Source organism: Halomonas sp. 1513 (genome assembly GCA_001971685.1).
In the GTDB taxonomy this organism is placed as follows: domain Bacteria; phylum Pseudomonadota; class Gammaproteobacteria; order Pseudomonadales; family Halomonadaceae; genus Franzmannia.
This window is the reverse complement of record CP019326.1, coordinates 3,888,566-3,913,348: the sequence shown is the minus strand read 5'-3', so window position 1 is coordinate 3,913,348 and position 24,783 is coordinate 3,888,566. Positions and strand designations below refer to the sequence as shown.

Below are 24,783 nucleotides of genomic sequence, written 5' to 3'. Positions count from 1 at the left end.
GGAAATCGGGTCATGCGGGCGGCGTTGGCGGTGGGCCGAGGCGCGCCAGGCGCCCGGCGACGTCGAGCATGCGGTTGGCGAACCCCCACTCGTTGTCGAACCAGCACAGCAGCTTGATCAGGCGGCCACCGGCCACCCGGGTCTGAGTGGCGTCCACGATACCCGAGCGCGGATCGTGGTTGAAGTCGATGGACGCCATCGGCTCCTCGGTGAAGCCCAGCAGTCCGCTCAGGCGCCCACGGCTGGCCTCGGCCAGCAGGGCGTTGACCTCGGCGGCGCTGGTCTCGCGGTTGACGGTGATCGCCAGGTCCATGGCCGAGACGTTGATGGTCGGCACGCGCACGTGCAGGCATTCGAAGCGCCCCGCCAGGTGCGGCATCAGGCGGTTGATGCCGCGCGCCAGGCCGGTGTCCACCGGCACGATCGACTGCATCGCCGAGCGCGTCAGGCGCAGGTCGGTCTGGTGGTAGGCGTCGATCACCGGCTGGTCGTTCATCGCCGAATGGATGGTCGTCGTCACGCCGTGGGCGATGCCCAGGGCGTCGTCGAGCACGGTGAGCACCGGGATCAGGCAGTTGGTGGTGCACGAGGCGGCGGAGACGATGCGCTGTTGGGGCGCCAGGCGGTGGTCGTTGATGCCGCACACGATGGTGGCGTCGACGTCGCTCTCGGCGGGCTGCGAGAACAGCAGGCGCCCGGCGCCGGCGGCCAGGTGGCGTTCGGCCATGTCGCGCTCGCTGAAGCTGCCCGAGCACTCCAGCACCAGGTCGATGCCCAGTTCGCGCCACGGCAGCTGCCGCGGCTCGGCGGCGGAGACCACGCGGATCGCCCGCTCATCGATCAGCAGGTAGTCGCCGTTGCGCTCGACGCGACCCGGGAAGCGCCCGTGGGTGGTGTCATAGCGGGTCAGGTAGGCGATGGTGTCGAGATCGGAGAGCTCGTTGATCGCTACCACCTCGAGGTCGTCGAGATCGCGACGCTCATGCAGCGCGCGCAGCACGCACTGGCCGATACGGCCGTAACCATTGATGGCAATACGATGGGCCATGGATAAGCTCGCAAGCGATGGCTGACGTCGGGAAAGACGCGATTCTAGCGCATTTGCCCCTTACAGGCCCACCAGTCGCCAGGCCAGCGGCAGGAATAGCGCGCTGAAGATGCCGGTGAGGCTCATGCCCAGCGAGGCGAAGGCGCCGGCGGTGGCGCCCAGTTCGAAGGCGCGCACGGTGCCGATGACGTGGCCGTTGACGCCGAGCACGAAACCCAGCACCCGCGGGTCGCGCAGTCGCAGGCGACGGGCCAGCAGGCCGACGCAGGCGGTGGTGACCACGCCGGTGATCAGCAGGCCGCCCATCATCAGCGGGATGACCCCGCCGAGCTGCTCGGTGATGCCGATGGCGATCGGCGCGGTGACCGACTTGGGCGCCAGTGAAGCCAGCACCTCCGGCGAGGCGCCCAGCAGCCAGGCCAGGGCGACGGCGTAGAGGGCGGCCAGCATCGCCGCCGGCGGCAGGCTGATCAGCAGCGGCTTCCACACCGCGCGGATGCGCGGCAGCTGCTGGTAGAGCGGTACGCCCAGCGCCACCGTGGCCGGGCCGAGCAGCAGCATCAGCCAGCCGGCCCCGGCGCGGTAGTCGGCGTAGTCGATGCCCAGCAGCGCCAGGGCGGCGGCCAGCAGCATGGCCGAGAACATGATCCCCGGGCACCAGCTGGGTCTGCCGAGCCGGGTGAAGACCCAGCCGCCGGCGAAGAACGCCGCCAGGGTCAGCGCAATGGCCAGCATCGGTGTCGCCAGCAGCTGCTCGCGCAGCCCATCCCAGGCGCTATTCATCGGCGCTTTCCGGTGGCATGAAGCGCAGCATCAGCCACAGCGTGGTGGCGACGCTGGCCAGGGTACCCAGCAGCAGCGCCGCGGCCACCGCCAGCCACTGGCCGGCGAATTCGTCGGCAATGAAGAAGATCCCCACCACGCCGGGCATGATCAGCATCGCCAGCACCGCGATCAGCGGCTGGCTGGCGGCCTGGATGTCGGGGTTGACCCGGCCGCGCAGGGCCAGCCACAGGGTCATCAGCAGCAAGCCGACCACCCCGGGGGAGACCGGCAGCCTCAGCGCCCAGACCAGCGCTTCACCGCACAGTAGAAATACCACTAGCCACAGGAACCCGCGCAGTGCCGGCATAAGCGTCCTTGGTCGTCGAAAAAATCGTCAGCGGGGGGCTTGAAAGCCGCGCAAGCGCTCCTATTTTGCAGATTATCGGGGCCGTGTCACATCCAGGCCTCAATTCCACAACCTGCCACACGTAGGAGGTGTTCGATATGTTCGGAGATCTCAAGCGTTTCGATAGCGGCGCCTCACAGCGCCTCGACTGGTTCCGTCAGCTGATGGACGAGGTGTTTCCCGACGGCCGCGCCGCCGATATCCGTGCCGTACCCCGCGGCAGCTTCCCGATGATCAACGTGGCGCGCAGCGACGAGGCGGTACGCGTCTACGTATTCGCCGCCGGCGTCGCACCGGGTGATCTGACCATCGATATACAGGACAACGTATTGACCCTGCGCGGCCGGCGCGAGCCACTCGCCGCCAACGACGCTGCCGAAAGTGCCCGCCCGGTATTCCGGCGCGAGCGTGCCAGCGGCGAGTTCGTGCGCGCGATTGCGCTACCCGATGGCCTGGACGCCGAACGCGCCGAGGCGCGCCACGCCAACGGGGTGTTCGAGGTCGTGCTGCCCAAGCGCGAGGAGCTGAAGCCACGGCGAATCGAGGTCCAGGTCGCATAGCCCAAATCGTGATATTGCCAACAGGAGGTGATAGATCATGAGCGAGGTCGTACATCAACATCCGCGAACCCAGCCCGACGCCCAGCGCGACGAAGGTGCCGCGCACACCGCGCTGGCGCCGGCGGTGGATATCGTCGAGCGGGCGGATTCCCTCATGCTGGTTGCCGACATGCCCGGCGTGACCCACGAATCGCTGCATCTCGAGGTCGACAACAGCGTGCTGAGCCTGGAGGGCGAGATACAGCTGAGCATGCCCGAGGGGCTCACGGCGCTGCATGCCGAAGTCAGCGGCCAGCGCTTTGCGCGGCGCTTCACGCTCAGCCACGAGATCGACAGCGAGGCGATCTCGGCGCAGCTCGACAACGGCGTGCTGACGGTTACCCTGCCCAAGAAGGACAGCCACCGGGTACGCCGCATCGAGGTCAAGGCCGCGTAAGCGGCCGCCTCAAGGAGTGCCGCCCCTGCATCGGGGCGGCAATTCCTCTACGCTAAGGGGGTCGCTTCGCACCACGCATATCGGATTTACCCACTCCACGGACGTAGAGGATGACACCATGACGGATATCGTCGCCTTGCTCGGCAGCGACGCCGACAGCCTGCTTGGCCACACCTGCCAGGGGGTGCGCCGCGATAGTCTGCATCTGCCCGGCCCCGACTTCATCGACCGGGTGATGGCCGACAGCGATCGTAGCCCGGCGGTACTACGTAACCTGCAAGCCTTCTTCAATCACGGACGGCTGGCGGGCACCGGCTACCTCAGCCTGCTGCCGGTAGACCAGGGTATCGAGCACTCGGCGGGGGCCTCTTTCGCGCCCAACCCGCGGTACTTCGACCCGGCCAACATCGTCGAGCTGGCGCTGGAGGGCGGCTGCAACGGCGTGGCCTCGACGCTGGGCGTACTGTCGTCGGTGGCGCGGCGCTACGCGCACAAGATCCCGATGATGCTCAAGCTCAACCACAACGAGACCCTGAGCTACCCGGCCATCTACGACCAGACGCTGTTCGCCGATGTCGAGCAGGCCCACGACATGGGCTGTGTGGCGGTAGGCGCGACCATCTACTTCGGTTCCCACGAGAGCCGTCGCCAGATCATGGAGATCAGCGAGGCCTTCGAGCGCGCCCACCAGCTGGGCATGGTCACGGTACTCTGGGCCTATCTGCGCAACCCGGCCTTCAAGCACGACGGCAGCGACTATCACGTCGCCGCCGACCTCACCAGCCAGGCCAACCACCTGGCGGCGACCCTCAAGGCCGATATCGTCAAGCAGAAGCTGCCCGAGACCAACGGCGGCTATCGCGCGGTGGGCTTCGGCCACACCCATGACAAGGTCTACGACGAGCTGACCAGCGATCACCCCATCGACCTGGCCCGCTACCAGGTGGCCAACTGCTTCATGGGCCGCGCCGGGCTGATCAACTCCGGCGGCGGCTCCAAGGGGCACACCGACCTCGGCGAGGCGGTACGCACCGCGGTGATCAACAAGCGTGCCGGCGGCATGGGTCTGATATCCGGGCGCAAGGCGTTCCAGAAGCCGGTGGCCGAGGGGGTCGAGCTGCTCCACGCCATCCAGGATGTGTACCTGGACAAGAGCGTAACCGTGGCTTGAGGAAACACCGCACAAATGTCTGCGCGGGCAAATCGCGGCCGGCGCAAATGGAAAGGGCACGACCGTGAGGTCGTGCCCTTTTTCATGGCGCTTGCGGTAGCCGTATCAGCCGAGTAGCGCCTCGGCCTGCTCGACGACGTTGTCGACGGTGAAGCCGAAGTGCTGGAACAGGTCGCCGGCGGGGGCCGACTCGCCGAAGGTCTGCATGCCGACGATGGCGCCGTCGAGGCCGACGTACTTGTACCAGTAGGCGTAGTGGCTGGCCTCGATGGCCAGGCGCTGGGTCACGCTGCGCGGCAGTACCGACTCGCGGTAGTCGGCGTCCTGGGCGTCGAAGGTGCTGGTCGAGGGCATCGACACCACCCGCACCGCGCGGCCCTTGGCCTCGAGCTCGGCGGCGGCGTCCATGGCCAGGCCGACCTCGGAGCCGGTGGCGATCAGGATCAGCTCCGGGGTGCCGTCGCAGTCTCGCAGCACATAGCCGCCGCGCTCGATATTGGCCAGCTGTGCCTTGTCGCGCTGCTGGTGGGGCAGGTTCTGGCGCGACAGCACCAGCGCGGTGGGGCCGCTATGACGCTTGAGGGCGGCATCCCAGGCGGCGGCGGTCTCCACCGCGTCGGCGGGGCGCCAGGTGGCCAGGTTGGGCGTCGAGCGCAGCGCACCCAGCTGTTCGATGGGCTGGTGGGTGGGGCCATCCTCGCCGAGGCCAATCGAGTCATGGGTGAAGACGTAGATCGCCTGGCGCTGCATCAGCGCCGCCATGCGCACGGCGTTGTGCATGTACTCCATGAAGGTCAGGAAGGTCGCGCCGTAGGGGACGAAGCCGCCGTGCACGGCGATGCCGTTCATGATCGCGCCCATGCCGAACTCGCGCACCCCGTAGTGCAGGTAGTTGCCGTCCGCTGCGTCCTTGGAGATCGCCTTGGCGCCGTTCCAGAAGGTCAGGTTGGAGGGCGCCAGGTCGGCGCTGCCGCCAAGCAGCTCGGGCAGCTGCGGGCCGAGCTCGTTGAGGCAGGCCAGCGAGGCCTTGCGCGAGGCGATGCTCTCGGCCTTTTCCTGGGCTTGCTCGATGAGCTTCTCGCTGCTCAGGTCGCTGGGCAGCTCGCCATTCAGGCGGCGCTTGAGCTCGGCGGCCTCGGCGGGGAAGGCCTCGGCGTAGCGCGCCAGGTTGGCCTCCCACGCCTGCTCGCGCTCGGTGCCGCGGGCCGTGGCATCCCAGCCCTGGTAGATCGCTTCCGGGACATGGAAGGGGGCATGCGGCCAGTCGAGCTGGACACGCGCTGCGGCCACCTCGTCGTCGCCCAGGGCGGCGCCGTGGCACTCCTCCTTGCCCTGCTTGTTGGGGGCGCCGAAGCCGATGATGGTCTTGCAGATGATCAGGCTCGGCTTGTCGTCGTGGCTCTTGGCCAGCTCGATGGCGGCCTGGATCTCTTCGGGCTTGTGGCCGTCGACATTGGGTACCACGTGCCAGCCGTAGGCCTCGAAGCGCTTGGCGGTATCGTCGGTGAACCAGCCCTCGACCTCGCCGTCGATGGAGATGCCGTTGTCGTCATAGAAGGCCACCAGCTTGCCCAGGCCCTGGGTGCCGGCCAATGACGCCACTTCGTGGGAGATGCCCTCCATCAGGCAGCCGTCGCCGAGGAAGCACCAGGTGCGGTGGTCGATGACGGTATGGCCGGGGCGGTTGAACTGCGCCGCCAGGGTGCGTTCGGCGATGGCCATGCCCACCGCGTTGGCCAGGCCCTGGCCCAGCGGCCCGGTGGTGGTCTCGACGCCGGCGGTGTAGCCCAGCTCCGGGTGGCCCGGGGTCTTGGAGTGCAGCTGGCGGAAGTTCTGCAGGTCCTCGAGGCTCAGTTCATAGCCGGACAGGTGCAGCAGCGAGTAGAGCAGCATCGAGCCGTGGCCGTTGGAGAGCACGAAGCGGTCGCGGTTGGCCCAGTGCGGGTTGGCCGGGTTGTGGCTGAGGTGGTCGTTCCACAGCACTTCGGCGATATCGGCCATGCCCATGGGGGCCCCGGGGTGACCGGACTTGGCCTTCTGTACGGCATCCATGGACAGCGCGCGAATGGCATTGGCCAGTTCGAAACGGGACGGCATTGAGTAGCTCCTCGCCTGCGGCAATATAGTGGGGATGACGTCGGACGAGCCCGGCAACGGGGCCGTGAACGCGAGTTGTCTAAGCTGGGGCGCCGACGCTCGACGCAAAAAACAGGCGCTTATTGTCGCCGAGTTGCGGCGATCCATCAAATCATTGCCGGCCGCCGGCAAGCCACGATGCTAGGAACCGGCCCTGGGGCTGTGTAGAATTTTCTCACCGAGCCCCATGGGCCGCCTCTCTACTCCGCTTCCTCTATTCCCCAAAGGGTCGAGCACGCCATGAGCGAATACTCCCTGTTCACCTCAGAGTCCGTCTCCGAGGGCCATCCCGACAAGATCGCCGATCAGATCTCCGACGCCGTACTGGACGCCATCATCGCCCGTGACAAGCAGGCCCGCGTGGCCTGCGAAACGCTGGTCAAGACCGGCGTGGCGATCGTCGCCGGCGAGATCTCGACTACCGCCTGGGTCGACCTCGAGGCGCTGGTACGCGAGGTGATCACCGAGATCGGCTATACCTCCTCGGACGTCGGCTTCGACGGCGAGACCTGCGGCGTGCTCAACCTGATCGGCAAGCAGAGCGTGGATATCGCCCAGGGCGTCGACCGCAGCAAGCCCGAGGACCAGGGCGCCGGCGATCAGGGCCTGATGTTCGGCTATGCCACCAACGAAACCGCCTCCTACATGCCGGCGCCGATCCACTACGCCCACCGGCTGGTGGAGCGCCAGGCCGAGCTGCGCAAGCAGGGCCTGCTGCCGTGGCTGCGCCCGGACGCCAAGAGCCAGGTGACCTTCCGCTATGACGCCGAGGGCAAGCCGTGCGGCGTCGATGCGGTGGTGCTCTCCACCCAGCATGACCCGGAGATCGAGCAGGAAGCGCTGCGCAAGATGGTCAAGCACGAGATCATCGAGCAGGTGCTGCCCGCCGAATGGCTCGACGCCGACACCAAGTATCACATCAACCCCACCGGCAAGTTCGTGATCGGCGGCCCGGTGGGTGACTGCGGCCTCACCGGGCGCAAGATCATCGTCGACACCTACGGCGGCATGGCGCGTCACGGCGGCGGCGCCTTCTCCGGCAAGGACCCCTCCAAGGTCGATCGCAGCGCCGCCTATGCCGGACGCTACGTGGCCAAGAACATCGTCGCCGCGGGGCTCGCCGACAAGTGCGAGATCCAGGTCTCCTACGCCATCGGCTTGGCCGAGCCGACCTCGGTATCGATCGATACCTTCGGCACCGCCAAGGTCGCCGACGCCAAGATCATCGAGCTGGTGCGTGAGCACTTCGACCTGCGGCCCCACGCCATTACCCGCATGCTCGACCTGCTGCACCCCATGTATCGCCTCACCGCGGCCTACGGCCACTTCGGCCGCGAGCCGTTCGAGACCGCCTATACCTGGACCGATGTCGACGGTCGTGAACACACCGAGACCTTCATCGCCTTCCCCTGGGAGAAGGTCGACAAGGCCGAGGCACTGAAGGCCGCCGCTGGCCTCTGATCAGGCCTCGCTCATGCGGACGCCCGGCTGTCGATGGCAGCCGGGCGTCTTGCGTTGGCGGCGCGCGTTGGGGCGGGGTTTGAACTGCGGCAAGAGTTGTGACTCTATGGCTCTAGTTGCTGCTGCCCGAGGGGCGCTGCAGCATTCGCGTGCAGGCCAGGCGAATGCGAGGCTCGGGCAGGTTGGGCATAGGCAACGGCGCCCATTCCCCGGAATGGAGTAGACCCATGAGCCAACTGGCTTCCGCGGCAGTTCCCACCCACGACTACAAGGTCGCCGATATCACCCTGGCCGATTGGGGCCGGCGCGAGATCCGCATCGCCGAGACCGAGATGCCGGCGCTGATGAAGATCCGCGACAAGTACCGCGACCAGCAGCCGCTGGCCGGCGCGCGCATCGCCGGCTGCATCCACATGACCATTCAGACCGCGGTGCTGATCGAGACGCTGATCGACCTGGGCGCCAGCGTGCGCTGGTCGTCGTGCAACATCTTCTCGACCCAGGACCACGCCGCCGCGGCGATCGCCGCGGCGGGGATTCCGGTGTTCGCCTGGAAGGGCGAGACCGAGGAGGAGTTCTGGTGGTGCATCGAGCAGACCGTCGCCGGCCCCGACGGCTGGACGCCCAACCTGGTGCTCGATGACGGCGGCGACCTCACCCAGTTGCTGCATGAGCAGCATCCCGCGCTGCTCGATGCCATCCACGGCATCAGCGAGGAGACCACCACCGGCGTGCACCGCCTGCATGAGATGCTGCGCGACGGCACCCTCAAGGTGCCGGCGATCAACGTCAACGACGCCGTGACCAAGTCCAAGAACGACAACAAGTACGGCTGCCGCCACTCGCTGAGCGACGCCATCAAGCGTGGCCTCGACCATCTGCTGGCCGGCAAGCAGGCGCTGGTGATCGGCTACGGCGACGTTGGCAAGGGCTCGGCGGCCTCGCTGCGCCAGGAGGGCATGATCGTCAAGGTCACCGAGATCGACCCGATCTGCGCCATGCAGGCCTGCATGGACGGCTTCGAGGTGGTGTCGCCCTATGTGGGCGGGATCAATGAGGGAGTCGCCAGCGTCGACCATGAACTGCTCGGCAAGATCGACCTGGTGGTCACCGCCACCGGTAACGTAGACGCCTGCGACGCGCCGATGCTCAAGGCGCTCAAGAAGGGTGCGGTGGTGTGCAACATCGGCCACTTCGACAGCGAGATCGATACCGCCTTCATGCGCCGCCAGTGGCACTGGGAGGAGATCAAGCCGCAGGTGCACAAGGTCTATCGCGACAGCGATCCCGGCGAGTTCGACCCCGAGAGCCGCGACTACCTGCTGCTGCTCGCCGAGGGTCGGTTGGTCAACCTGGGCAACGCCACCGGCCATCCGTCGCGGATCATGGATGGCTCCTTCGCCAATCAGGTGCTGGCGCAGATCCACCTCTTCGAGGGCCGCTTCGCCGAGCTCGACGCCGCGGCCAAGCGCGAGGCGCTGACCCTCAGCGTGCTGCCGCGCCATCTCGATGAAGAAGTGGCGCGCTATATGGTCGAGGGATTCGGCGGCGTGGTGACCCAGATGACCCCCGCCCAGGCCGACTACCTGGGGCTGCCCGCCGAGGGACCCTTCAAGCCCGACAGCTACCGCTACTGAGCCTTAGCCGGCCTGCTGTGCAGGCCGGCCTTGAGCTGCCCGCCGAGGGGCCGTTCAAGCCCGACAGCTACCGCTACTGAATGGCGGCCGGCCCGTCACAGGCCGGCCACCCCCATCAGCAGCCACAGGTAGAAGGGGATCATCAGCGGCGCCATCAGGGTGGTGATCAACACCGCGATGGCGCCTTTCTCGGGGCGAATGTCGAGTTCCATGGCCACCACCACCACGTTGGCGGCCATCGGCACCACGCCGACCAGCAGCAGCGCCAGGGCCAGTTGCTCATCGATACCCACAGTGGCCTGCAGCAAGAGTACCGTGAGGCCCGCCAGCAGCGGCCACACGGCGTAGCGCAGCGCCACGCAGGCGGCGATGAAACGCCCGTCGACTTCGCGCACGGTGACCCGGCCCAGGGTCATGCCGATCACCATCATGCCGAGCAGGGTATAGGTGGCGGGGAATACCGCCAGGCCGTCCATGACGCCGGCAGGTACCGACAGCCCCAGGCCACTCGCCAGCAGCGCCGCGGCGAAGGCGTAGATCAGCGGCAGGCGGGCGATCTTGACCAGGCTATGGCGCACCGAGAAGCGACCGCGGGCGCTGAGGTAGAAGCCCACCGTGAACTCGTAGAGGGTCACGCCGAGCATGCAGAACAGATAGATCGTGACCCCTTCGTCGGGCAGCAGCACCATCGCCACCGGCAGGCCGAAGTAGCCGGTATTGCCGGTGCCTGCGGAGAACGCCAGCACCGCTGCTTCCTGGGGGCCAAACCAGCGCCGCGCTAGTCGGTTGGCGAGCATCGCCACCAGGCTGGCGGCGACGAAGGTGCCCAGCGTCAGCATCAGGTAGCCCAGGGTCGGCCCGCCCAGGGTCAGCCCGCGGAACACCGTGAGCGGGGCGATCAGGTAGATCAGCAGGGTGGCGATGGGGCGTGCTTCCAGCGCCAGCCAGCGGGCACACACCACCCCCAGGCCAACGTAGGCCAGCAGCATCCACAGCGGGGCCATCAGGGTGCCGCCGAGTTCGAGTTCCACGCAGGGCCTCTCCGTCTATGCAGGAACCTGCATGATGCCCGCTCCCGCCGAGCGCGTGAAGCCGTCAACATGAATGAAATTGATGCAGCGGCCGGGAAACTTTCATTGGCCGGGGCGACGCCGAGTCGTCAGAATGCGACCCTATCAGGCCATGGCGCCATGTCACCCGTTAGCCGCGCCGCCCGAGCAGGCGGCCCGTGAGGATCAGAGTCGATGAGTGTACAAGAGCATCCGCTGGGCATCAGCTTCGAGTTCTTTCCGCCCAATACCGAGGCCGGGCGCGAGAAGCTGGTCGGGGTGCGCGATGCCCTCGCCGAGCGCGGGCCGCGCTTTTTCTCGGTAACCTATGGCGCCGGCGGCTCGACCCAGGCGCGTACCACACGCACGGTCAAGATGATCGGCGAGAGCGGCATCAATACGGCCCCGCACCTGTCGTGCATCGGCAGCGACAAGGGTGAGCTGCGCGAGCTGCTGACGCAGTATCGCGAGGACGGCATCAACAGCCTGGTGGCGCTGCGCGGCGACCTGCCCTCGGGCATGGGCGGCATCGGCGAGCTGCGCTATGCCAACGAGCTGGTCGAGTTCATTCGCGCCGAGACCGGCGACCACTTCGAGATCGCCGTGGCCGCCTATCCGGAGTGCCATCCCCAGGCGCCGAGCTTCGAGCACGACCTGCAGAACTTCGCGCGCAAGGTGCAGGCCGGCGCCAACCTGGCGATCACCCAGTACTTCTTCAGCGCCGAGGCCTACTTCCACTTTGCCGATCGTGCCCGTGCGCTGGGCGTCGAGGCGCCGATCGTGCCCGGCATCATGCCGATCACCAACTACACCAAGCTGGCGCGCTTCTCCGACGCCTGCGGCGCCGATATCCCACGCTGGATCCGCAAGCAGCTCGAAGCCTATGGCGACGACAGCGAAAGCATCCAGGCCTTCGGCGAAGAGGTGATTTCTCGCCTCTGCCAGCGGCTGCTCGACGGCGGCGCGCCGGGCCTGCACTTCTACACCCTCAATCAGGCCAACGCCTCACTGCGAGTGCTCGACAACCTCGCCTGAGCGAGGTCGGTAAATGGTAACGCCTAGACGTAAAAAAACCGCCGCCCCAAGGGGCGGCGGTGTTGGTTTGCAGCCTAAGATGCTCAGGTCGCGGTTTGCGGCGTGTTGCCCCCCGCATGCAGCTTGCGCTGCATGATCAGCAGGCCGGCACCGACCGCCAGGCCGGCGATATCGGTGTAGATGCCGCCATAGATCATGAAGATCGCCCCGACCATCATCACCAGCCGCTGCCACGCCTTGACCGGGCCGAAGAACCAGGCCTGGACAGCGCCCGAGAGCAGGATAATCCCCAGTGAGGCGGTAACCGCCACGCGCAGGATCTGCATGCCGGTGCCTTCCATCAGCATGGCCGGGCTGTAGAAGAACATGAACGGCACGATGAAGGCCGCCAGCCCGATCTTGAACGAGGTGGTCGAGGTCTCCATGGCGTTGGCCCCCGAGATACCCGAGGCGGCGTAAGCCGCCAGCGCCACCGGCGGGGTGATCGCCGACATCACCGCGAAGTAGAACACGAAGAAGTGCGCCACCAGCGGCTGGATGCCGATCCCGATCAGGCCCGGTGCGACCACCGAGGCGGCCACCGCATAGGCCGCCGTGGTCGGCATGCCCATGCCCAGCAGGATCGAGATGCACATGGCGAAGAACAGCGCCAGCAGCTGGCTGACCCCGGCCAGGCCGAGCAGCAGCGACGAGAAGCGCGCGCCGACCCCGGTCAGCGAGATCACCCCGACGATCAGGCCGGCGCAGGCACATACGGCAATGATCTGGATCGACATGGTGCCGGCCATCTGCAGCGCCTTGAGGATCGAGCGAATGCCCATCTTGTGCGGCGACAGCCAGCTCACCACCGCGGCGGCGGCAGTGGCCAGGGTACCGGCGCGGATCACCGAGTAGCCCATGAACAGCGCGGCGATCAGGATCACGATCGGCGTAAACAGATAGACATGCTTGATCAGACGGCGGAACTGCGGGATCTCGTCCTTGCGCATGCCGCGCATGCCTTTGCGGGCCGCCTCGAAGTCGACCATGCAGTACACCGAGAGGAAGTACAGGGCGGCAGGGATCAGCGCCGCCACGGCGATCTCGCGGTAGGGGATGCCGGTGATCTCGGCCATGATGAAGGCGCCGGCGCCCATGATCGGCGGCATGATCTGGCCGCCGCTGGAGGCCGCGGCCTCGATCGCCCCGGCGCTGCGCGACGGATAGCCGACCTTCTTCATCAGCGGGATGGTCAGCGAGCCGGTGGAGACCACGTTGCCGGCGCTGGTGCCGTTGATCATGCCCATCAGGCCGGAGGCGAAGATCGAGACCTTGGCCGGGCCACCGCGGGCGCGGCCGGCGGCGGCGAAGGCGAAGTTGACGAAGTAGTCACCGACCTTGGAGGCCTGCAGGAAGGCGGCGAAGATGATGAACAGAATGATATAGGTCGACGACACCGCGGTGGTCTGACCCAGAATCCCGGTGTCGGTATACACCTGGCTGAAGAAGCGCCCCACCGAGAGGCCCGGGTAGCTAAGGAAGCCGGGCAGGTGCGGGCCACCCCATACGTAGGCCAGGAACACCAGCGAGATGATCACCAGCGCATTGCCGGCGACCCGGCGGGTCAGCTCGAGAATCAGCAGCGAGCCGGCGATGGCCGCGTAGGAGATCCCCATCGGCGCGAAGGAGGTGCCGGTCGACATGCGCAGCGGGGTGTTGTAGATGACCAGGAAGTAGCCGGCCACGGCGAGTGCCGAGACCATCAGCACCAGGTCGGGCAGCGCGAACTTCTCACGCACCTGACGATAGAACCACGACATCACGATGGCCGCGGCGGTGGCCAGGATCAGCGGATAGCCGTAGTGCCAGGCCTCGATATGCGGCTCGATGCGCTGGGCACCGCCTTCGATGGCGCGCCACATCAGGAAGGTCTGCAGCAGCGCGTAGAGCGCCGGCAGCAGCAGCAGCCCGGCCAGCACATTTTGCCACATGGGTGCCGTGGCGCGCGTGTCGCTGGCAAAGCGCGCGCCGGTATAGAGGCCGTAGCCGAGGATCAGCGCGCCGGCGATGTGAATCACGCGGTACGACCAGGTCTCCATCGGGATCACGTTGAGGGTGATCAGGTGGAACAGCGAGTAGGCAATCGCCAGACCGCCGAACAGTGCCCACTGCCAGCCGGTAAACAGGCGGCGATTGGACTCGATGACCTCTTCGTCGACGCCTTCGGCAAGCAGCTCGGCGGCGTCCTTTTCCTCCGCGGCACGGGCCGAGGCCTCGGCGGAAGAGTGGTTGTCGGGTGTGTTGCTCATGGGACAGTTACCCTTGAGTGTTGGAAACCCTCTGATCGGCCGCATAGGGCGTCAATCGATCAGCATTTCCTGAAGCAGTAATAGCGTGGCAAAGGCCGGCCCTGAGATCAGGTGCCGGCCCTTGTAGTGGGTGCTGCGGAGGGGCTTAGCGGATCATGTCGTCATCGATCTCGTAGCCGTTCTCGTTGAACCAGCGCGCGGCGCCCGGGTGGAACGGCATCACGGTGTTGTGCACGACGTTCTCGGGGATGGTGGTTTCGGCGCTGCGGTGCACCGACATCATCTTGTCGTTGTTCTCCATGGTGATGCGCGTGACTTCGTAAACGAAGTCTTCCGGCAGGTCGCAGCGGGCGATGGCGAAGTTCCACATCGACACGGCCCGAGCGTCTTCCTCGAGGGTCTCGTAGGTGTCGGCCGGGATCATGAACTCGGAAACCGGGAAGGCTTCGATGGCGGCCTGCTGCTCTTCCTCGGTGAATTCGATGATGTTGACGTTGGTCTGCACCTCGAGCTGGCTGACTGCCGGGATCGGGATGCCCGCGGCGAAGGCGATGACGTCGAGCAGGCCATCCTGCAGCTGGCCACCCAGGTCGGTCCAGCCGCCGTTACGCCGCTCGAAGTTGATGCCCAGTTCCTCGAGGATCGCCGGGAAGTAGGTGTCGGAGGTCGAGCCGGAGGGGCCGAAGCCGATCCGCGCGCCGTCGGGGATCTCGGAAATGCTGGTAATCCCGGAGTTCGACAATGCAGTAATCGAGAACGGCGTCTCGTACATCGGGAATATGGCGCAGGCGTTGTCCATTACCACACCCGGTGCCAGCGGGCTTTCGCCGTTCATGGCGTCAGCTGCCGGGCCCATGGTGGCCATGCCGAAGGAGATATCGCCGTTATGGACCAGTGCCAGGTTCTGGGTCGGGCCGCCGGTGACTTCGCCGCCGCCGGAAATATCGCCCAGCTCGTCGGCGATCAGGTTGGCCCAGCCGGAACCGTAGATGTAGTAGGTGCCACCCTGGCTGGCAGTACCCATGGTGAAGCTGGAGGGCCAGCCTTCGCGGTCGGCTTGGGCGCTGGCGCTGACCAGCAGGCCGCCGATCAGTGCACTGGAGGCCAGGGCCATACCCAGGGTGCGGGGAGCGGCGCGCATGAAGTGCTTGGGAGCGGTCATAGGGACTCTCTCACTGTCGTTATCGTTGGGGTGTTGCTAATCGCCGATATACACTGCAAGGGTCGCGCCATGCTATTAAAAGCTCTTTTAAATCATTGGCTTGCCGGGCTTCGCTTCCACCAAAGTCGAATAGGCTTGGTCGCGCGCCGTGCGGTCTTCCGCACAACCCCGGGTGTCGGCTGTGTGGAAAGCCGCACAGACCGCCGGCGAATCACGCCAGACTGGCTGAAAGGTCACCGGCAGGCGGCGGGATGGCGGCTTTCGAGGCGCTGCACGAATAAGCAAGCGTCACGCTGTGCGGATCGCCGCACCAGGCGGTGCGGCTAGGCGGGGCAGGGGCTCAGCGGCCCTTGGGATCGAGGATTCTTACCGTCTGGACGTCGCTGCTGGCCTGCTCCTCGCGTACCCGGTTGACGCGGGTCTCGAGCTCATCGGCGGCCTGCTCCTCGATGGGCAGCTGCTCGAAAAAATCGCAGGCGACGCAGTCACGGTAGCGCACGCCATGCTGCTCCCAGGCGCGAACCCGGTCCATGGCGGCGCAGCGCGGACAGATGGCGCCGGCGATAAAGCGTTTGGGGACAGCCATGGGCCTCTCCTGTCAGGCGGCACGGATGCCGGTGTGGCGCAGCAGCGGCTCGACGCTAGGCTCGCGGCCGCGGAAGGCGCGGAACAGTTCGGCGGCATCGCGGGCGCCGCCCGGCTCGAGGATTTCGCGGCGGAAACGCGCGCCGGTCTCGGCGTCGAAGATACCGGCTTCCTCGAAGGCGCTGTAGGCATCGGCGGACAGCACCTCGGCCCACTTGTAGCTGTAGTAGCCCGCCGCATAGCCGCCGGCGAAAATATGGCTGAAGCCGTTCTGGAAACGGTTGAAATCGACCTTGGGCAGCACCGACAGGCCGTCGCGGATCTCGTCGAGCAGCGACTGGACCTCGGCGGCGCTGGGGGCGGCGAGCTCCAGGTGCAGGCGGAAATCGAACAGCGAGAACTCCAGCTGGCGGGCCATGCCCATTGCCGACTGGAAGTTGCGCGCGGCCTGCAGCCGTTCGAGCAGTTCATTGGGCAGCTTGGCGCCGGTATCGACGTGGCCGGCGATCAGGTCGAGCCCCTCACGCTCCCAGCAGAAGTTCTCCATGAACTGGCTGGGCAGCTCCACGGCGTCCCAGGCCACGCCGTTGATGCCCGAGACGTCGGCGACCTGCTGCTTGGTGAGCATGTGGTGCAGGCCGTGACCGAACTCATGGAACAGCGTGGTGACCTCGTCGTGGGTCAGCAGCGCCGGCTTGTCGCCCACCGGACGGGTGAAGTTGCAGGTCAGATAGGCCACCGGCAGCTGAATACGGCCGTCCTCGCGGGCGCGGCGCACGCGGCACTCGTCCATCCAGGCGCCGCCGCGCTTGCCTTCGCGGGCGTAGAGGTCGAAGTAGAAGCCGGCAATCGGCTCGCCCTGTTCGAGGATGCGGTAGTAGCGCACGTCTGGATGGTAGCGCGGCGCCTCGGCATCTTCCTCGAAGCTCACGCCGTAGAGGGTCTCGACCACCTTGAACAGGCCCTCGATCACCCGCGGCGCAGGGAAGTAGGGGCGCAGCTGCTCCTGGGAAATGGCGTAGCGCGCCTCGCGCATCTTCTCACTGGCGTAGCCGACGTCCCACGGCTGCAGGTCGTCGAGGCCCAGTTCCTCGCGGGCGAAAGCCGCCAGCTCGGCGAACTCCTGCTGGGCTTGGGGATAGGCGCGCTGTGCCAGGTCGCCGAGGAAGTCGAGTACCTCCTGGGGCGAGTCGGCCATCTTGGTGGCCAGCGAGTAGTCGGCATAGCTGGCGAATCCCAGCAGCTCGGCAAGTTCGCGGCGCAGTGCCAGCAGTTCCTCGATGAACGGGGCATTGTCGAACCTGCCGGCGTCGGGCCCCTGGTCGGAGGCGCGGGTGACGAAGGCGGTGTAGACCTCGCGGCGCAGCTCACGGTCGTGGGCATAGCTGACAACCGGGAAGAAACTCGGAAAATCGAGGGTGATGCGAAAGCCCTCGAGGCCCTTGGCCTCGGCGTTGGCGCGCAGTGTCTCCAGCGCGCTGTCGGGCAGGCCGTCGAGACTGGCGGCGTCGGCAATATCCTTGTGCCAGGCCTGAGTGGCATCGAGCACGTTGTTGGAGAAGCCGTTGGCCAGCGCAGAGAGGCGCGCCTGGATCTCGCCGTAGCGGGCCTTCTTGTCGGCCGGCAGGTCGACGCCGGCGAGGCGGAAGTCGCGCAGGGTATTGTCCACCGAGCGCTGCTGGCCCTCGTCGAGCCGCGCGTAGGCCGGCGAATCCCTGAGCGCCTGGTAGGCCTGGCACAGCCCCTCGTGCTGGCCGAGCCATGTGCTGTATTCGGAGAGTTTGGCCAGGCACGCCTGGTACGCCTCGCGCAGCGGCTCCGAGTTCATGGTGCCATTGAGGTGCGAGACCGGTGACCAGGCCTGGGCCAGTTGGTCGTTCAGCGCTTCCAGCGGCGCGGCTAGGCTTTCCCAGGTGGGCGCCTCGTGTTGGGTGCGCTCGACGAGGCGCTCGATGGCGGCGCGGTTGTCGTCCAGCAGGCGCTCGATGGCCGGCACCACGTGCTCGGGCTGAATCTCGGTAAACGGCGGCAGGGTGTGGCGTTCGAGCAGTGGATTGCGGGACATGCGAACCTCGTCGGTGATAAACGTCTGCTGCTTAGATGCGGGCGGCGGCGTCGGGTTTCAATGCATTGGCCGACGCCGGGCGTCCTGATAGGCTTGCGCCTCCGCCGCCGGCAAGGCCACGAGGAATCACCCGATGCACGAGACACGCGAACGCTGGAGCTCACGGCGCGCCTTCATTCTGGCGGTCACCGGGGCCGCAGTGGGCCTGGGCAATATCTGGCGCTTCCCCTACATGACCGGCGAGAACGGCGGGGGTGCCTTCTTGCTACTCTATATCGTTTTCGTGCTGCTGCTCGGCCTGCCGGTGATGATGGCCGAGATCATGGTCGGCCGCGCCGGGCGGCGCAGCCCCAGCCAGTCGCTGGCGGCACTGGCGCGCCAGGCCGGCAGCAGCGAGCATTGGCGCTGGCTGGGACTGTTCGGGGCCGTGACGGTGTTCTGTATCCTGTCGTTCTACTCGGTGGTCTCGGGGTGGTCGATCGAGTACCTGATTGCGGCGATCAACGGCAGTTTCGCAGGCCAGGGGCCGGCCGAGGTGGCCGGCTACTTCGAGGGCTTTCTCGCCGACACGCTGCGCATGACCTTCAATCATACCCTGTTTCTGCTGATGACCATGACGGTGGTGGCGGCCGGGGTCAGCACCGGCCTGGAGCGGCTCAACAACCTGATGATGCCGCTGCTCTACCTGCTGCTGGTGGTGCTGGCGATCTATGCCGCCACCACCGATGGCTTTGCGCCGGCGCTGCATTGGTTGTTCACTCCCGACCCGTCGGCGATCAGCGTTGGCGTGGTACTCAACGCCATGGGCCACGCCTTCTTCACCCTGGCGGTGGGCGCCTGTGCGCTGATGGCCTACGGCGCCTACATGCCCGACCACCAGAGCCTGCCGCGCGCCGCCGGCGCGGTGGCGGTGCTCGACGTGCTGGTGGCGCTGCTGGCCGGTATCGCGATCTTCTCGGTGGTGTTCGCCCAGGGCATCGACCCCGGCGAAGGCCCGGGGCTGATGTTCGTCACCCTGCCGATCGCCTTTGCCGAGCTGCCGTGGGGGTCGCTGTGGCTGGGGTTGTTCTTCCTGCTGCTGCTGCTGGCGACCTGGACTTCGTCGATCAACCTCGCCGAGCCGATGGTCGCCGGCCTGCAGGGGCTGGGCCTGCGGCGCAGCCGTGCCACGGCGCTGATCGCGGTGGGCATCTGGCTGGTCGGGATCCTCTCGGTGCTGTCGTTCTCGCACCTCGAGGCCGTACACATCATGGCCGGCATGAACTTCTTCGAGCTGGTCTCCAGCGTGCCCAGCGAGATCTTCCTGCCCATCGGTGGTCTGCTGATCGCGGTCTTCGCCGCCTGGGTGGTGCCTCGCGAGACGGCGCTGCGGGCCCTCGACGCCGGGCCCATCGGCTTCCGCCTGTGGCAGGGCGTGGTACGCTGGGTGTCGATTCCGCTGACCGCGCTGGTGCTGATGAGCGGCCTGATCTGAGCCTCCGGGCAGCGGCCCATGACCACGGGAGACTGCGATGAGCGACCCCTCTGCCCTGCGCCCTTTCCAGGGCCATACCCCGCGCCTGGGCGAGCGCGTCTATCTCGACCCGCTGAGCCTGGTGCTCGGCGACGTGTCGCTGGGCGATGACTGCTCGGTGTGGCCGATGGCGGTGGTGCGCGGCGACATGCACCGTATCCGCATCGGCGCGCGCAGCAGCGTCCAGGACGGCTGCGTGCTGCATATCACTCACGCCAGCGACTTCAACCCCGGCGGCCATCCGCTGACCATCGGCGACGACGTGACCATCGGCCACAAGGCGATCCTCCACGGCTGCACCCTGGGCAGCCGCATCCTGGTCGGCATGGGCGCCATCGTCATGGACGGCGCGGTGGTCGAGGACGAGGTGATCATCGCCGCCGGTGCCGTGGTGACCCCGGGCAAGCGCCTGGCCAGCGGCCACGTCTATGCCGGCAACCCGGCCAAGCCGCTACGCGCCTTGAAGGAGAGCGAGCGGGCGTTCTTCACCTACACCGCCGGCAACTACGTCAAGCTCAAGGACCAGTATCTGGCCGAGTAGCCAGCCAGCCGGCGACAACTGATTGTTTTTTCAGGCCCGGGCGGGCGATAATCTGGGATTTTATCCAGTGTTGGCGTCCTCCCCTCATGGCCGACTTTCGCACCCATCTCAGCGTGGCCGCCGGCGGCGGCGCCCTGCTGGCCCACGGCGGCTGGCAGGCGGGCCTGTGGGGCTTCGTCGACGGCTTGCCACTGGTCGCGCTGGTGACATTGGGCGGCATCCTGCCGGATATCGACGCCGACAACTCACGGGCCATTCGCCTGATCTTCAACCTGCTGGCGGTACTCGCCGTGGTGGCCGGGGCGCTGCTGCTGCAGCACCGCCTGGCGCCGGGCCAGCTGCTGGCGGCCTGCGGTGGGCTCTACCTGGCGGTGCGCTATCTGGCGGGACTGGTCTTTGCGCGCTTCACGGTGCACCGCGGCAGTTGGCACTCGCTGCTGGCCGGGGCGCTTTGCGGCCTGGTGACCACGGCGCTGAGCTACCGGCTACTCGAACAGAGTGCCGGCATGGCCTGGGCCCATGGCCTGGCGCTGGGGCTGGGCTATGTGATGCATCTGCTGCTCGATGAGCTGTACAGCGTGGATCTGGTCGGGGCGCGCATCAAACGCTCCTTCGGCACTGCGCTCAAGCCGTGCAGCCTGCGCCAGCCGAGCCACGCGCTGCTGATGCTGATGGGCGCGGCGGCCCTGGCGCCATGGCTGCCGCCGTGGTCGACGCTCGCGTCGCTGGTGGTTCACGGCGGCGCGGCCTGGCGGTAGTCGTCGGCCTTGAGGGCGTACTTCTTGAGCTTGTCGTAGAGCGTCTTGCGCGGCAGCCCCAGATGTTCGCACACGTCGGGGATGCGCCCGCGGTGGCTGGCCAGCGACTGGCTGATCAGGCTCTTCTCGAACAGTTCGACCTGCTGTGGCAGGGCCATGTCGCCGGGCCCGGGTTCGATGCCTTCGAGCAGCGCATCGAGGCGGTAGTCGCAGGTGGCGCCGAGCAGCACGTAGCGCTCGGCGAGGTTGCGCAGTTCGCGCACGTTGCCCGGCCAGTCGTGGGCCATCAGTACCGACATGCCGCCGCTATCCACCGGCGGCGCCTCGAGGCCGCTGCGGTTGGCGGCGACCACCGCGAAATGCTGGAACAGCAGCGGGATATCCTCGCGGCGTTCGCGCAGCGGCGGGATCGGCAGGGTCACCACGTTGAGCCGGTAGTAGAGGTCTTCGCGGAAGTCGCCGGCCTCGGAGGCCGCCTTGAGATCGACCTTGGTGGCGGCGATCACGCGGATGTCCAGGGCCACCGGCTCGTTGGCACCGAGCCGTTCGATGCAGCGCTCCTGCAGCACCCGCAGCAGTTTGACCTGCAGCGCCAGCGGCATCGACTCGATCTCGTCGAGGAATACGGTGCCGCCGTTGGCGTGCTCGAACTTGCCGATGCGGCGCTCCACGGCACCGGTAAAGGCGCCTTTCTCGTGACCGAACAGCTCCGACTCGATGATGCTCTCGGGCACCGCCCCGCAGTTGATGGCGACGAAGGGGCGGCCGCCACGGCTGCTGCGCTCATGCAGCGAGCGGGCGACGAGGTCCTTGCCGGCGCCGGTCTCGCCGAACAGCAGCACGTCGGCCTCGACCTGGCTGATCCGCTGGATCATCGAGGCCAGCCGCTGCATGACGCCGGTACGCCCCACCAGGCGCGGCCCGGGCGCCGACTGCTGGGCTTCGAGTTCGGCCTTGAGCTCACGGTTCTCGAGGCTCAGTCGGCGCTTCTCGACGCCGCGGCGGACCATTTCCACCAGCCGCTCGCCGGCGAAGGGTTTTTCGAGAAAGTCCCAGGCGCCCTCGCGCATGGCTTCCACGGCGGTGGAGATATCGCCATGGCCGGTGATCAGAATCACCGGCATGTCGGGATCGCGTCGCCGCACCTCGCGCAGCAGCGCCATGCCGTCCATGCCCGGCATGCGAATGTCACTCACCACGACCCCGGGGAAGTCGGGCGCCAGCGCCTCCAGTGCGGCCTCGGCACTGGCGAAGGCCTGGGGCACGTAGCCGGCCAACTCGAGGGTCTGGCTGGCGGTGATGCGCAGGTGCTGTTCGTCATCGATGATCAGGACCGGAGGCGGTGCCGGTTCATGCATGGGGCGTGGACTCCTGCTGGGTGAGGGTGTTGCGCGACTCGCTTGCGGCATCGGCGGGCAGGCGGATGGTGAACAGCGCGCCGCCCCCGGCGCGGTTGGTGGCGCTGAGCTTGCCGCCGAGGTCATCGATGATGCGCGACGAGATCGATAGGCCCAGCCCCAGGCCGCTGCCCGGCGACTTGGTGGTGAAGAACGGTTCGAACAGCCGGCCTAGGTGCTCCTCGGCGATGCCGGGACCGTTATCGGCGACCCCGACCAGCACCTCCTCCGCGTCGCGTTCGACGCTCAGCGTGAGACGTGGGTTGGGCGTCTCGTTCATCGCCTGCAGGGCATTGCCGATCAGGTTGACCAGCACCTGTTCGAGGCGCACCAGGTCGGCGCGAACCCACACCTCCCGGTCGGCGAAGCGGCGCTCGACCTCCACGCTGGCATCGTTGAGCCGCGCCTGGTACAGACGCAGCGCATAGTCGAAGCAGGCCGGCACCGAGACGGCGGTGAGCGTTTCGCCGCTCTTGCGCGAGAACTGGCGCAGCTGAGCGCTGATCTCGGCCATGCGCGCGGTCAGTTCGACGATCTGCTCGAGGTTGTCGCCGGCGGCATCGGGGCGCTGGTGGTCGAGGAAGGTGCGCGCATTCTCGGCGTAGGCGCGAATCGCCGCCAGCGGCTGGTTGAGCTCGTGGTTGATTCCTGCAGCGAGCTGACCCAGCACCGCGAGCTTGGTGGCCTGGATCAGCTCGTCGCGGGTCTGGCGCAGGTTGTCCTCGGCGCGGCGGCGCTCCTCGATCTCGGCGGACAGCCGCTGGTTGGAGTCGAGCAGGTCGCGGGTACGCCGCTCGACGTTGCGCTCGAGTTCGTCGCGAGCGCGGGCCAGGGTCTGGCGCTCGCGTTCGGCGAACTCCTCGCGCTCGCGACGCAAGCGCAGGCGCTGCCAGCCAAAGCCGCCGGCGAACACCACCACGCCATACAGGCCGCCGGCCAGCAGGCCGGCCTGCCACTGGGCGCGCTGGACCTGCTGTTTCGGCTTGAGAATGTGCATCTCCCAGCCGAACTCGGGCAGGCTGCGGCTGAGCAGCAGATACTCCTGCTCGGCCAGCGGACCGTCGTCGAAGCCCACCAGCTGGCTGCCATCGCGGCGCCGGTCGAGGGCCTGGATGCCGGCGGCGGAGAGCGGCTCGTCGGCATAGCGGCGGGTGCGCAGCAGGGCGCGGCGCTCCTCATCGGAGAGCGGCTGCATGGCGCGCATGCGTAGCTCCGGACGACTGGCCATGAAGATGATGTCGTCCTGGTCGGACACCAGCAGCTCGGCGTTCTGCTCGGCCCAGCTCTCCTCTACGGCGTCGAGCAGCACCTTGACCACCATCACGCCGTCGGCGCGGCCGTTCTCGTCGCCCAGGTAGACCGGTGCCGAGAAGTAGTAGCCGCGCTCCAGCGACTGTACGCCGAGGCCGTGGAAGCGGCCCAGGCCGCCGACGATGGCGTCCTGGTAGTAGCTGCGGAAGGCGTAGTTCTGGCCGATGAAGGTGTTGGGCATATGCCAGTTGCTGGCCACCAGGGTGTTGGCGAAGTGGTCGAGCAGGTAGATGTCGGACACATCGGCGGTGGCCCGGAAGCGGTCCAGCATCAGGTTGATGGGCATGGGGTCGTGGGCAGCGGGCTCGGCCAGGAAGTCGCGCACGCTGCTGCGCGAGGCCAGCAGCTCGGGCAGGTAGTCGTGGCGCGATAGGTGCCCCTCGAGGCCTGTGGCGGAGAGCCGCAGCTCATTCTCGGCCTCGTCACGCAGGGTCTGCAGCGCCTGGTCGCGGGCCACTGCGGCGGCCTGCCAGACCACCAGCACCAGGCCGAGCGGCGCCAGCAGCCATAGCCAGCGGCGCCAGCGCGGCGCCGGGAGCCTAGCCACTGGCACGCTCGGGCATTGCCTGGGCGCGGCGCAGCGCGCGCTGGGCGCGGGTTTCGGCGCGCTCCATCTCGAGCAGTCCCTCCTCGACGAACACCAGGTGCTCGTGGGCACGGGCGCGGGCGTCTTCGGCGCGGCCGTCGAGTATGGCGTCGAGCAGCGCGCGGTGCTGCCCCATCAGTACGTGGCGGGCATCGGGGCGCTGGAACAGGTGGGCGAGGCTGTCGACGATGCTCTTCTCGAGCAGGTGGAAGGTGCTGCGGATGGTGTGCAGCAGCATGACGTTATGGGCGGCCTCGGCGATGGCCAGATGAAAGGCCGCATCGGCCTTGGCCTCGTGCGCCGGATTGCGGCCAAGGAAGCAGGCGTCTAGCTCCTCAAAGCGCTGCACCAGCAGCGCCTTGTCGGCAGGGGTGGAGCGCAGTGCCGCGTAGTAGGCGGAAATTCCCTCCATGGCATCGCGAAACTCGAGCAGGTCGAGATTGAACTCGCTATGGCGGCTGAGGGTCTCCAGCAGCGGGTCGCTGAAGCGACTATTGAGCGTTTCATTGACGTAGGTGCCGCCGCCCTGGCGGCTCGATACCAGCCCTCGCGCGGCGAGCTTCTGAATGGCCTCGCGCAGCGATGGGCGTGACACGCCGAAGCGCTCGGCCAGTTCGCGCTCGGGCGGTAGCCGGTGGCCGGGCTTGAGGCTACCTTCAAGTATCATCGCCTCGAGTCGCTCGGTGATCACATCGGCGATGCGTGGCTGGCGAACGGGTTGATAGGCCATGCGAGTCTCTCGTGGTGCGGGCGAACCGTGGGCGTAGGGCGCGATTGTGGCAAAAACGTCCGCGACTGTCTGGTTGGAAATTGGTATTACCAAATTTAGGTCAATATTGCGCGTAGATGCAATCCCGGCGAATATGGCCATTG

General features: G+C 67.1%; 21 protein-coding genes and 1 riboswitch. Of the genes, 9 read left to right on the top strand and 12 right to left on the bottom strand.

The features are described from left to right. Window positions 1-10 precede the first annotated feature (10 nt). The 3 genes from gapA to BWR19_17890 are packed head-to-tail and all read right to left on the bottom strand — an operon-like array spanning window position 11 to window position 2,180. Window positions 11-1,048 (bottom strand): erythrose-4-phosphate dehydrogenase, encoded by a 1,038-nt coding sequence (gapA, locus tag BWR19_17900; protein ID APX94643.1) that lies wholly within the window; start codon window positions 1,046-1,048, stop codon window positions 11-13. A gap of 60 nt (window positions 1,049-1,108) precedes the next feature. Next, window positions 1,109-1,831: a hypothetical protein gene (locus BWR19_17895; GenBank protein ID APX94642.1), complete on the bottom strand. Its 723-nt coding sequence runs from the start codon at window positions 1,829-1,831 to the stop codon at window positions 1,109-1,111. Further along, window positions 1,824-2,180, bottom strand: a complete 357-nt coding sequence (locus tag BWR19_17890) for a CidA/LrgA family protein (GenBank protein ID APX94641.1) — start codon at window positions 2,178-2,180, stop codon at window positions 1,824-1,826. Before BWR19_17890 ends, BWR19_17895 begins: the two co-directional genes overlap by 8 nt. A 137-nt stretch (window positions 2,181-2,317) precedes the next feature. Between BWR19_17890 and BWR19_17885 the strand changes: the two genes are divergently transcribed. From BWR19_17885 to BWR19_17875, 3 genes are all read left to right on the top strand, one after another. Beyond that, a complete protein-coding gene (locus BWR19_17885; GenBank protein APX94640.1) occupies window positions 2,318-2,779 on the top strand; it encodes a heat-shock protein Hsp20 in 462 nt (153 codons plus the stop codon). 37 nt (window positions 2,780-2,816) lie between these two features. Next, a complete protein-coding gene (locus BWR19_17880; GenBank protein ID APX94639.1) occupies window positions 2,817-3,215 on the top strand; it encodes a heat-shock protein in 399 nt (132 codons plus the stop codon). Window positions 3,216-3,333: 118 nt separating this feature from the next. Further along, window positions 3,334-4,386 carry a fructose-bisphosphate aldolase gene (locus BWR19_17875; GenBank protein ID APX94638.1) on the top strand — a complete coding sequence of 351 codons (1,053 nt, stop codon included), beginning with the start codon at window positions 3,334-3,336 and terminating at the stop codon, window positions 4,384-4,386. A 105-nt stretch (window positions 4,387-4,491) separates the two neighbouring features. Here the strand turns inward: BWR19_17875 and BWR19_17870 are convergent, their stop codons facing one another. Next, a complete protein-coding gene (locus tag BWR19_17870; protein ID APX94637.1) occupies window positions 4,492-6,483 on the bottom strand; it encodes a transketolase in 1,992 nt (663 codons plus the stop codon). 279 nt (window positions 6,484-6,762) lie between these two features. Here BWR19_17870 and BWR19_17865 point away from each other — a divergent pair, with 279 nt between their 5' ends. Then, window positions 6,763-7,983 carry a methionine adenosyltransferase gene (locus tag BWR19_17865; GenBank protein ID APX94636.1) on the top strand — a complete coding sequence of 407 codons (1,221 nt, stop codon included), beginning with the start codon at window positions 6,763-6,765 and terminating at the stop codon, window positions 7,981-7,983. A gap of 122 nt (window positions 7,984-8,105) precedes the next feature. Continuing rightward, a riboswitch (S-adenosyl-L-homocysteine riboswitch) is annotated at window positions 8,106-8,194 on the top strand. A 16-nt stretch (window positions 8,195-8,210) separates the two neighbouring features. Then, window positions 8,211-9,620, top strand: coding sequence for an adenosylhomocysteinase (locus BWR19_17860; GenBank protein ID APX94635.1), 1,410 nt, complete (start codon window positions 8,211-8,213; stop codon window positions 9,618-9,620). Between the two features lie 95 nt (window positions 9,621-9,715). Here BWR19_17860 and BWR19_17855 read toward each other — a convergent pair whose 3' ends face one another. Beyond that, window positions 9,716-10,624 (bottom strand): transporter, encoded by a 909-nt coding sequence (locus BWR19_17855; protein ID APX95094.1) that lies wholly within the window; start codon window positions 10,622-10,624, stop codon window positions 9,716-9,718. A 240-nt stretch (window positions 10,625-10,864) separates the two neighbouring features. Between BWR19_17855 and BWR19_17850 the strand changes: the two genes are divergently transcribed. Then, on the top strand, window positions 10,865-11,704 hold the full coding sequence (locus tag BWR19_17850; protein APX94634.1) for a methylenetetrahydrofolate reductase [NAD(P)H]: 840 nt from the start codon (window positions 10,865-10,867) through the stop codon (window positions 11,702-11,704). Between the two features lie 83 nt (window positions 11,705-11,787). On the opposite strand, the gene BWR19_17845 is transcribed toward BWR19_17850, so the two are convergent. From BWR19_17845 to BWR19_17830, 4 genes are all read right to left on the bottom strand, one after another. Next, the gene (locus BWR19_17845) at window positions 11,788-13,992 is read right to left on the bottom strand and encodes a C4-dicarboxylate ABC transporter permease (GenBank protein APX94633.1); all 2,205 of its coding nucleotides are present in this window, start codon (window positions 13,990-13,992) and stop codon (window positions 11,788-11,790) included. Between the two features lie 145 nt (window positions 13,993-14,137). Continuing rightward, window positions 14,138-15,133 carry a C4-dicarboxylate ABC transporter substrate-binding protein gene (locus BWR19_17840; protein APX95093.1) on the bottom strand — a complete coding sequence of 332 codons (996 nt, stop codon included), beginning with the start codon at window positions 15,131-15,133 and terminating at the stop codon, window positions 14,138-14,140. 361 nt (window positions 15,134-15,494) lie between these two features. Continuing rightward, the gene (locus BWR19_17835; protein ID APX94632.1) at window positions 15,495-15,740 is read right to left on the bottom strand and encodes a hypothetical protein; all 246 of its coding nucleotides are present in this window, start codon (window positions 15,738-15,740) and stop codon (window positions 15,495-15,497) included. Between the two features lie 12 nt (window positions 15,741-15,752). Further along, on the bottom strand, window positions 15,753-17,804 hold the full coding sequence (locus BWR19_17830; protein APX94631.1) for an oligopeptidase A: 2,052 nt from the start codon (window positions 17,802-17,804) through the stop codon (window positions 15,753-15,755). Window positions 17,805-17,937: 133 nt separating this feature from the next. Here BWR19_17830 and BWR19_17825 point away from each other — a divergent pair, with 133 nt between their 5' ends. The 3 genes from BWR19_17825 (at window position 17,938) to BWR19_17815 (ending at window position 20,616) form a co-directional block, all read left to right on the top strand. After that, entirely contained in the window at window positions 17,938-19,278 is a 1,341-nt protein-coding gene (locus BWR19_17825) for a sodium-dependent transporter (GenBank protein ID APX94630.1), read from the top strand. Between the two features lie 37 nt (window positions 19,279-19,315). Beyond that, window positions 19,316-19,858, top strand: a complete 543-nt coding sequence (locus tag BWR19_17820) for a gamma carbonic anhydrase family protein (protein APX94629.1) — start codon at window positions 19,316-19,318, stop codon at window positions 19,856-19,858. Between the two features lie 86 nt (window positions 19,859-19,944). Then, window positions 19,945-20,616 (top strand): hypothetical protein, encoded by a 672-nt coding sequence (locus BWR19_17815; protein APX94628.1) that lies wholly within the window; start codon window positions 19,945-19,947, stop codon window positions 20,614-20,616. Here the strand turns inward: BWR19_17815 and BWR19_17810 are convergent. Genes BWR19_17810 through pdhR form a run of 3 tightly spaced genes read right to left on the bottom strand, consistent with a single transcriptional unit; the run spans window position 20,592 to window position 24,640 of the window. Beyond that, a complete protein-coding gene (locus BWR19_17810) occupies window positions 20,592-21,974 on the bottom strand; it encodes a DNA-binding response regulator (GenBank protein APX94627.1) in 1,383 nt (460 codons plus the stop codon). The genes BWR19_17815 and BWR19_17810 overlap by 25 nt on opposite strands. Beyond that, on the bottom strand, window positions 21,967-23,877 hold the full coding sequence (locus BWR19_17805) for a two-component sensor histidine kinase (protein APX94626.1): 1,911 nt from the start codon (window positions 23,875-23,877) through the stop codon (window positions 21,967-21,969). Before BWR19_17805 ends, BWR19_17810 begins: the two co-directional genes overlap by 8 nt. Beyond that, a complete protein-coding gene (pdhR, locus tag BWR19_17800; GenBank protein APX94625.1) occupies window positions 23,864-24,640 on the bottom strand; it encodes a transcriptional regulator PdhR in 777 nt (258 codons plus the stop codon). Before pdhR ends, BWR19_17805 begins: the two co-directional genes overlap by 14 nt. Window positions 24,641-24,783: the final 143 nt, after the last annotated feature.

Bases quoted from the DNA above. Each gene is read 5' to 3' on its own strand.
- BWR19_17870 (APX94637.1), bottom strand. From the start codon at position 6,483: ATGCCGTCCCGTTTCGAACTGGCCAATGCCATTCGCGCGCTGTCCATG.
- BWR19_17880 (APX94639.1), top strand. From the start codon at position 2,817: ATGAGCGAGGTCGTACATCAACATCCGCGAACCCAGCCCGACGCCCAG.
- BWR19_17895 (APX94642.1), bottom strand. From the start codon at position 1,831: ATGAATAGCGCCTGGGATGGGCTGCGCGAGCAGCTGCTGGCGACACCG.
- BWR19_17820 (APX94629.1), top strand. From the start codon at position 19,316: ATGAGCGACCCCTCTGCCCTGCGCCCTTTCCAGGGCCATACCCCGCGC.
- BWR19_17855 (APX95094.1), bottom strand. From the start codon at position 10,624: ATGGCCCCGCTGTGGATGCTGCTGGCCTACGTTGGCCTGGGGGTGGTG.
- BWR19_17850 (APX94634.1), top strand. From the start codon at position 10,865: ATGAGTGTACAAGAGCATCCGCTGGGCATCAGCTTCGAGTTCTTTCCG.
- pdhR (APX94625.1), bottom strand. From the start codon at position 24,640: ATGGCCTATCAACCCGTTCGCCAGCCACGCATCGCCGATGTGATCACC.
- BWR19_17835 (APX94632.1), bottom strand. From the start codon at position 15,740: ATGGCTGTCCCCAAACGCTTTATCGCCGGCGCCATCTGTCCGCGCTGC.
- gapA (APX94643.1), bottom strand. From the start codon at position 1,048: ATGGCCCATCGTATTGCCATCAATGGTTACGGCCGTATCGGCCAGTGC.
- BWR19_17890 (APX94641.1), bottom strand. From the start codon at position 2,180: ATGCCGGCACTGCGCGGGTTCCTGTGGCTAGTGGTATTTCTACTGTGC.
- BWR19_17875 (APX94638.1), top strand. From the start codon at position 3,334: ATGACGGATATCGTCGCCTTGCTCGGCAGCGACGCCGACAGCCTGCTT.
- BWR19_17865 (APX94636.1), top strand. From the start codon at position 6,763: ATGAGCGAATACTCCCTGTTCACCTCAGAGTCCGTCTCCGAGGGCCAT.
- BWR19_17885 (APX94640.1), top strand. From the start codon at position 2,318: ATGTTCGGAGATCTCAAGCGTTTCGATAGCGGCGCCTCACAGCGCCTC.
- BWR19_17860 (APX94635.1), top strand. From the start codon at position 8,211: ATGAGCCAACTGGCTTCCGCGGCAGTTCCCACCCACGACTACAAGGTC.
- BWR19_17810 (APX94627.1), bottom strand. From the start codon at position 21,974: ATGCATGAACCGGCACCGCCTCCGGTCCTGATCATCGATGACGAACAG.
- BWR19_17825 (APX94630.1), top strand. From the start codon at position 17,938: ATGCACGAGACACGCGAACGCTGGAGCTCACGGCGCGCCTTCATTCTG.
- BWR19_17830 (APX94631.1), bottom strand. From the start codon at position 17,804: ATGTCCCGCAATCCACTGCTCGAACGCCACACCCTGCCGCCGTTTACC.
- BWR19_17840 (APX95093.1), bottom strand. From the start codon at position 15,133: ATGCGCGCCGCTCCCCGCACCCTGGGTATGGCCCTGGCCTCCAGTGCA.
- BWR19_17845 (APX94633.1), bottom strand. From the start codon at position 13,992: ATGAGCAACACACCCGACAACCACTCTTCCGCCGAGGCCTCGGCCCGT.
- BWR19_17815 (APX94628.1), top strand. From the start codon at position 19,945: ATGGCCGACTTTCGCACCCATCTCAGCGTGGCCGCCGGCGGCGGCGCC.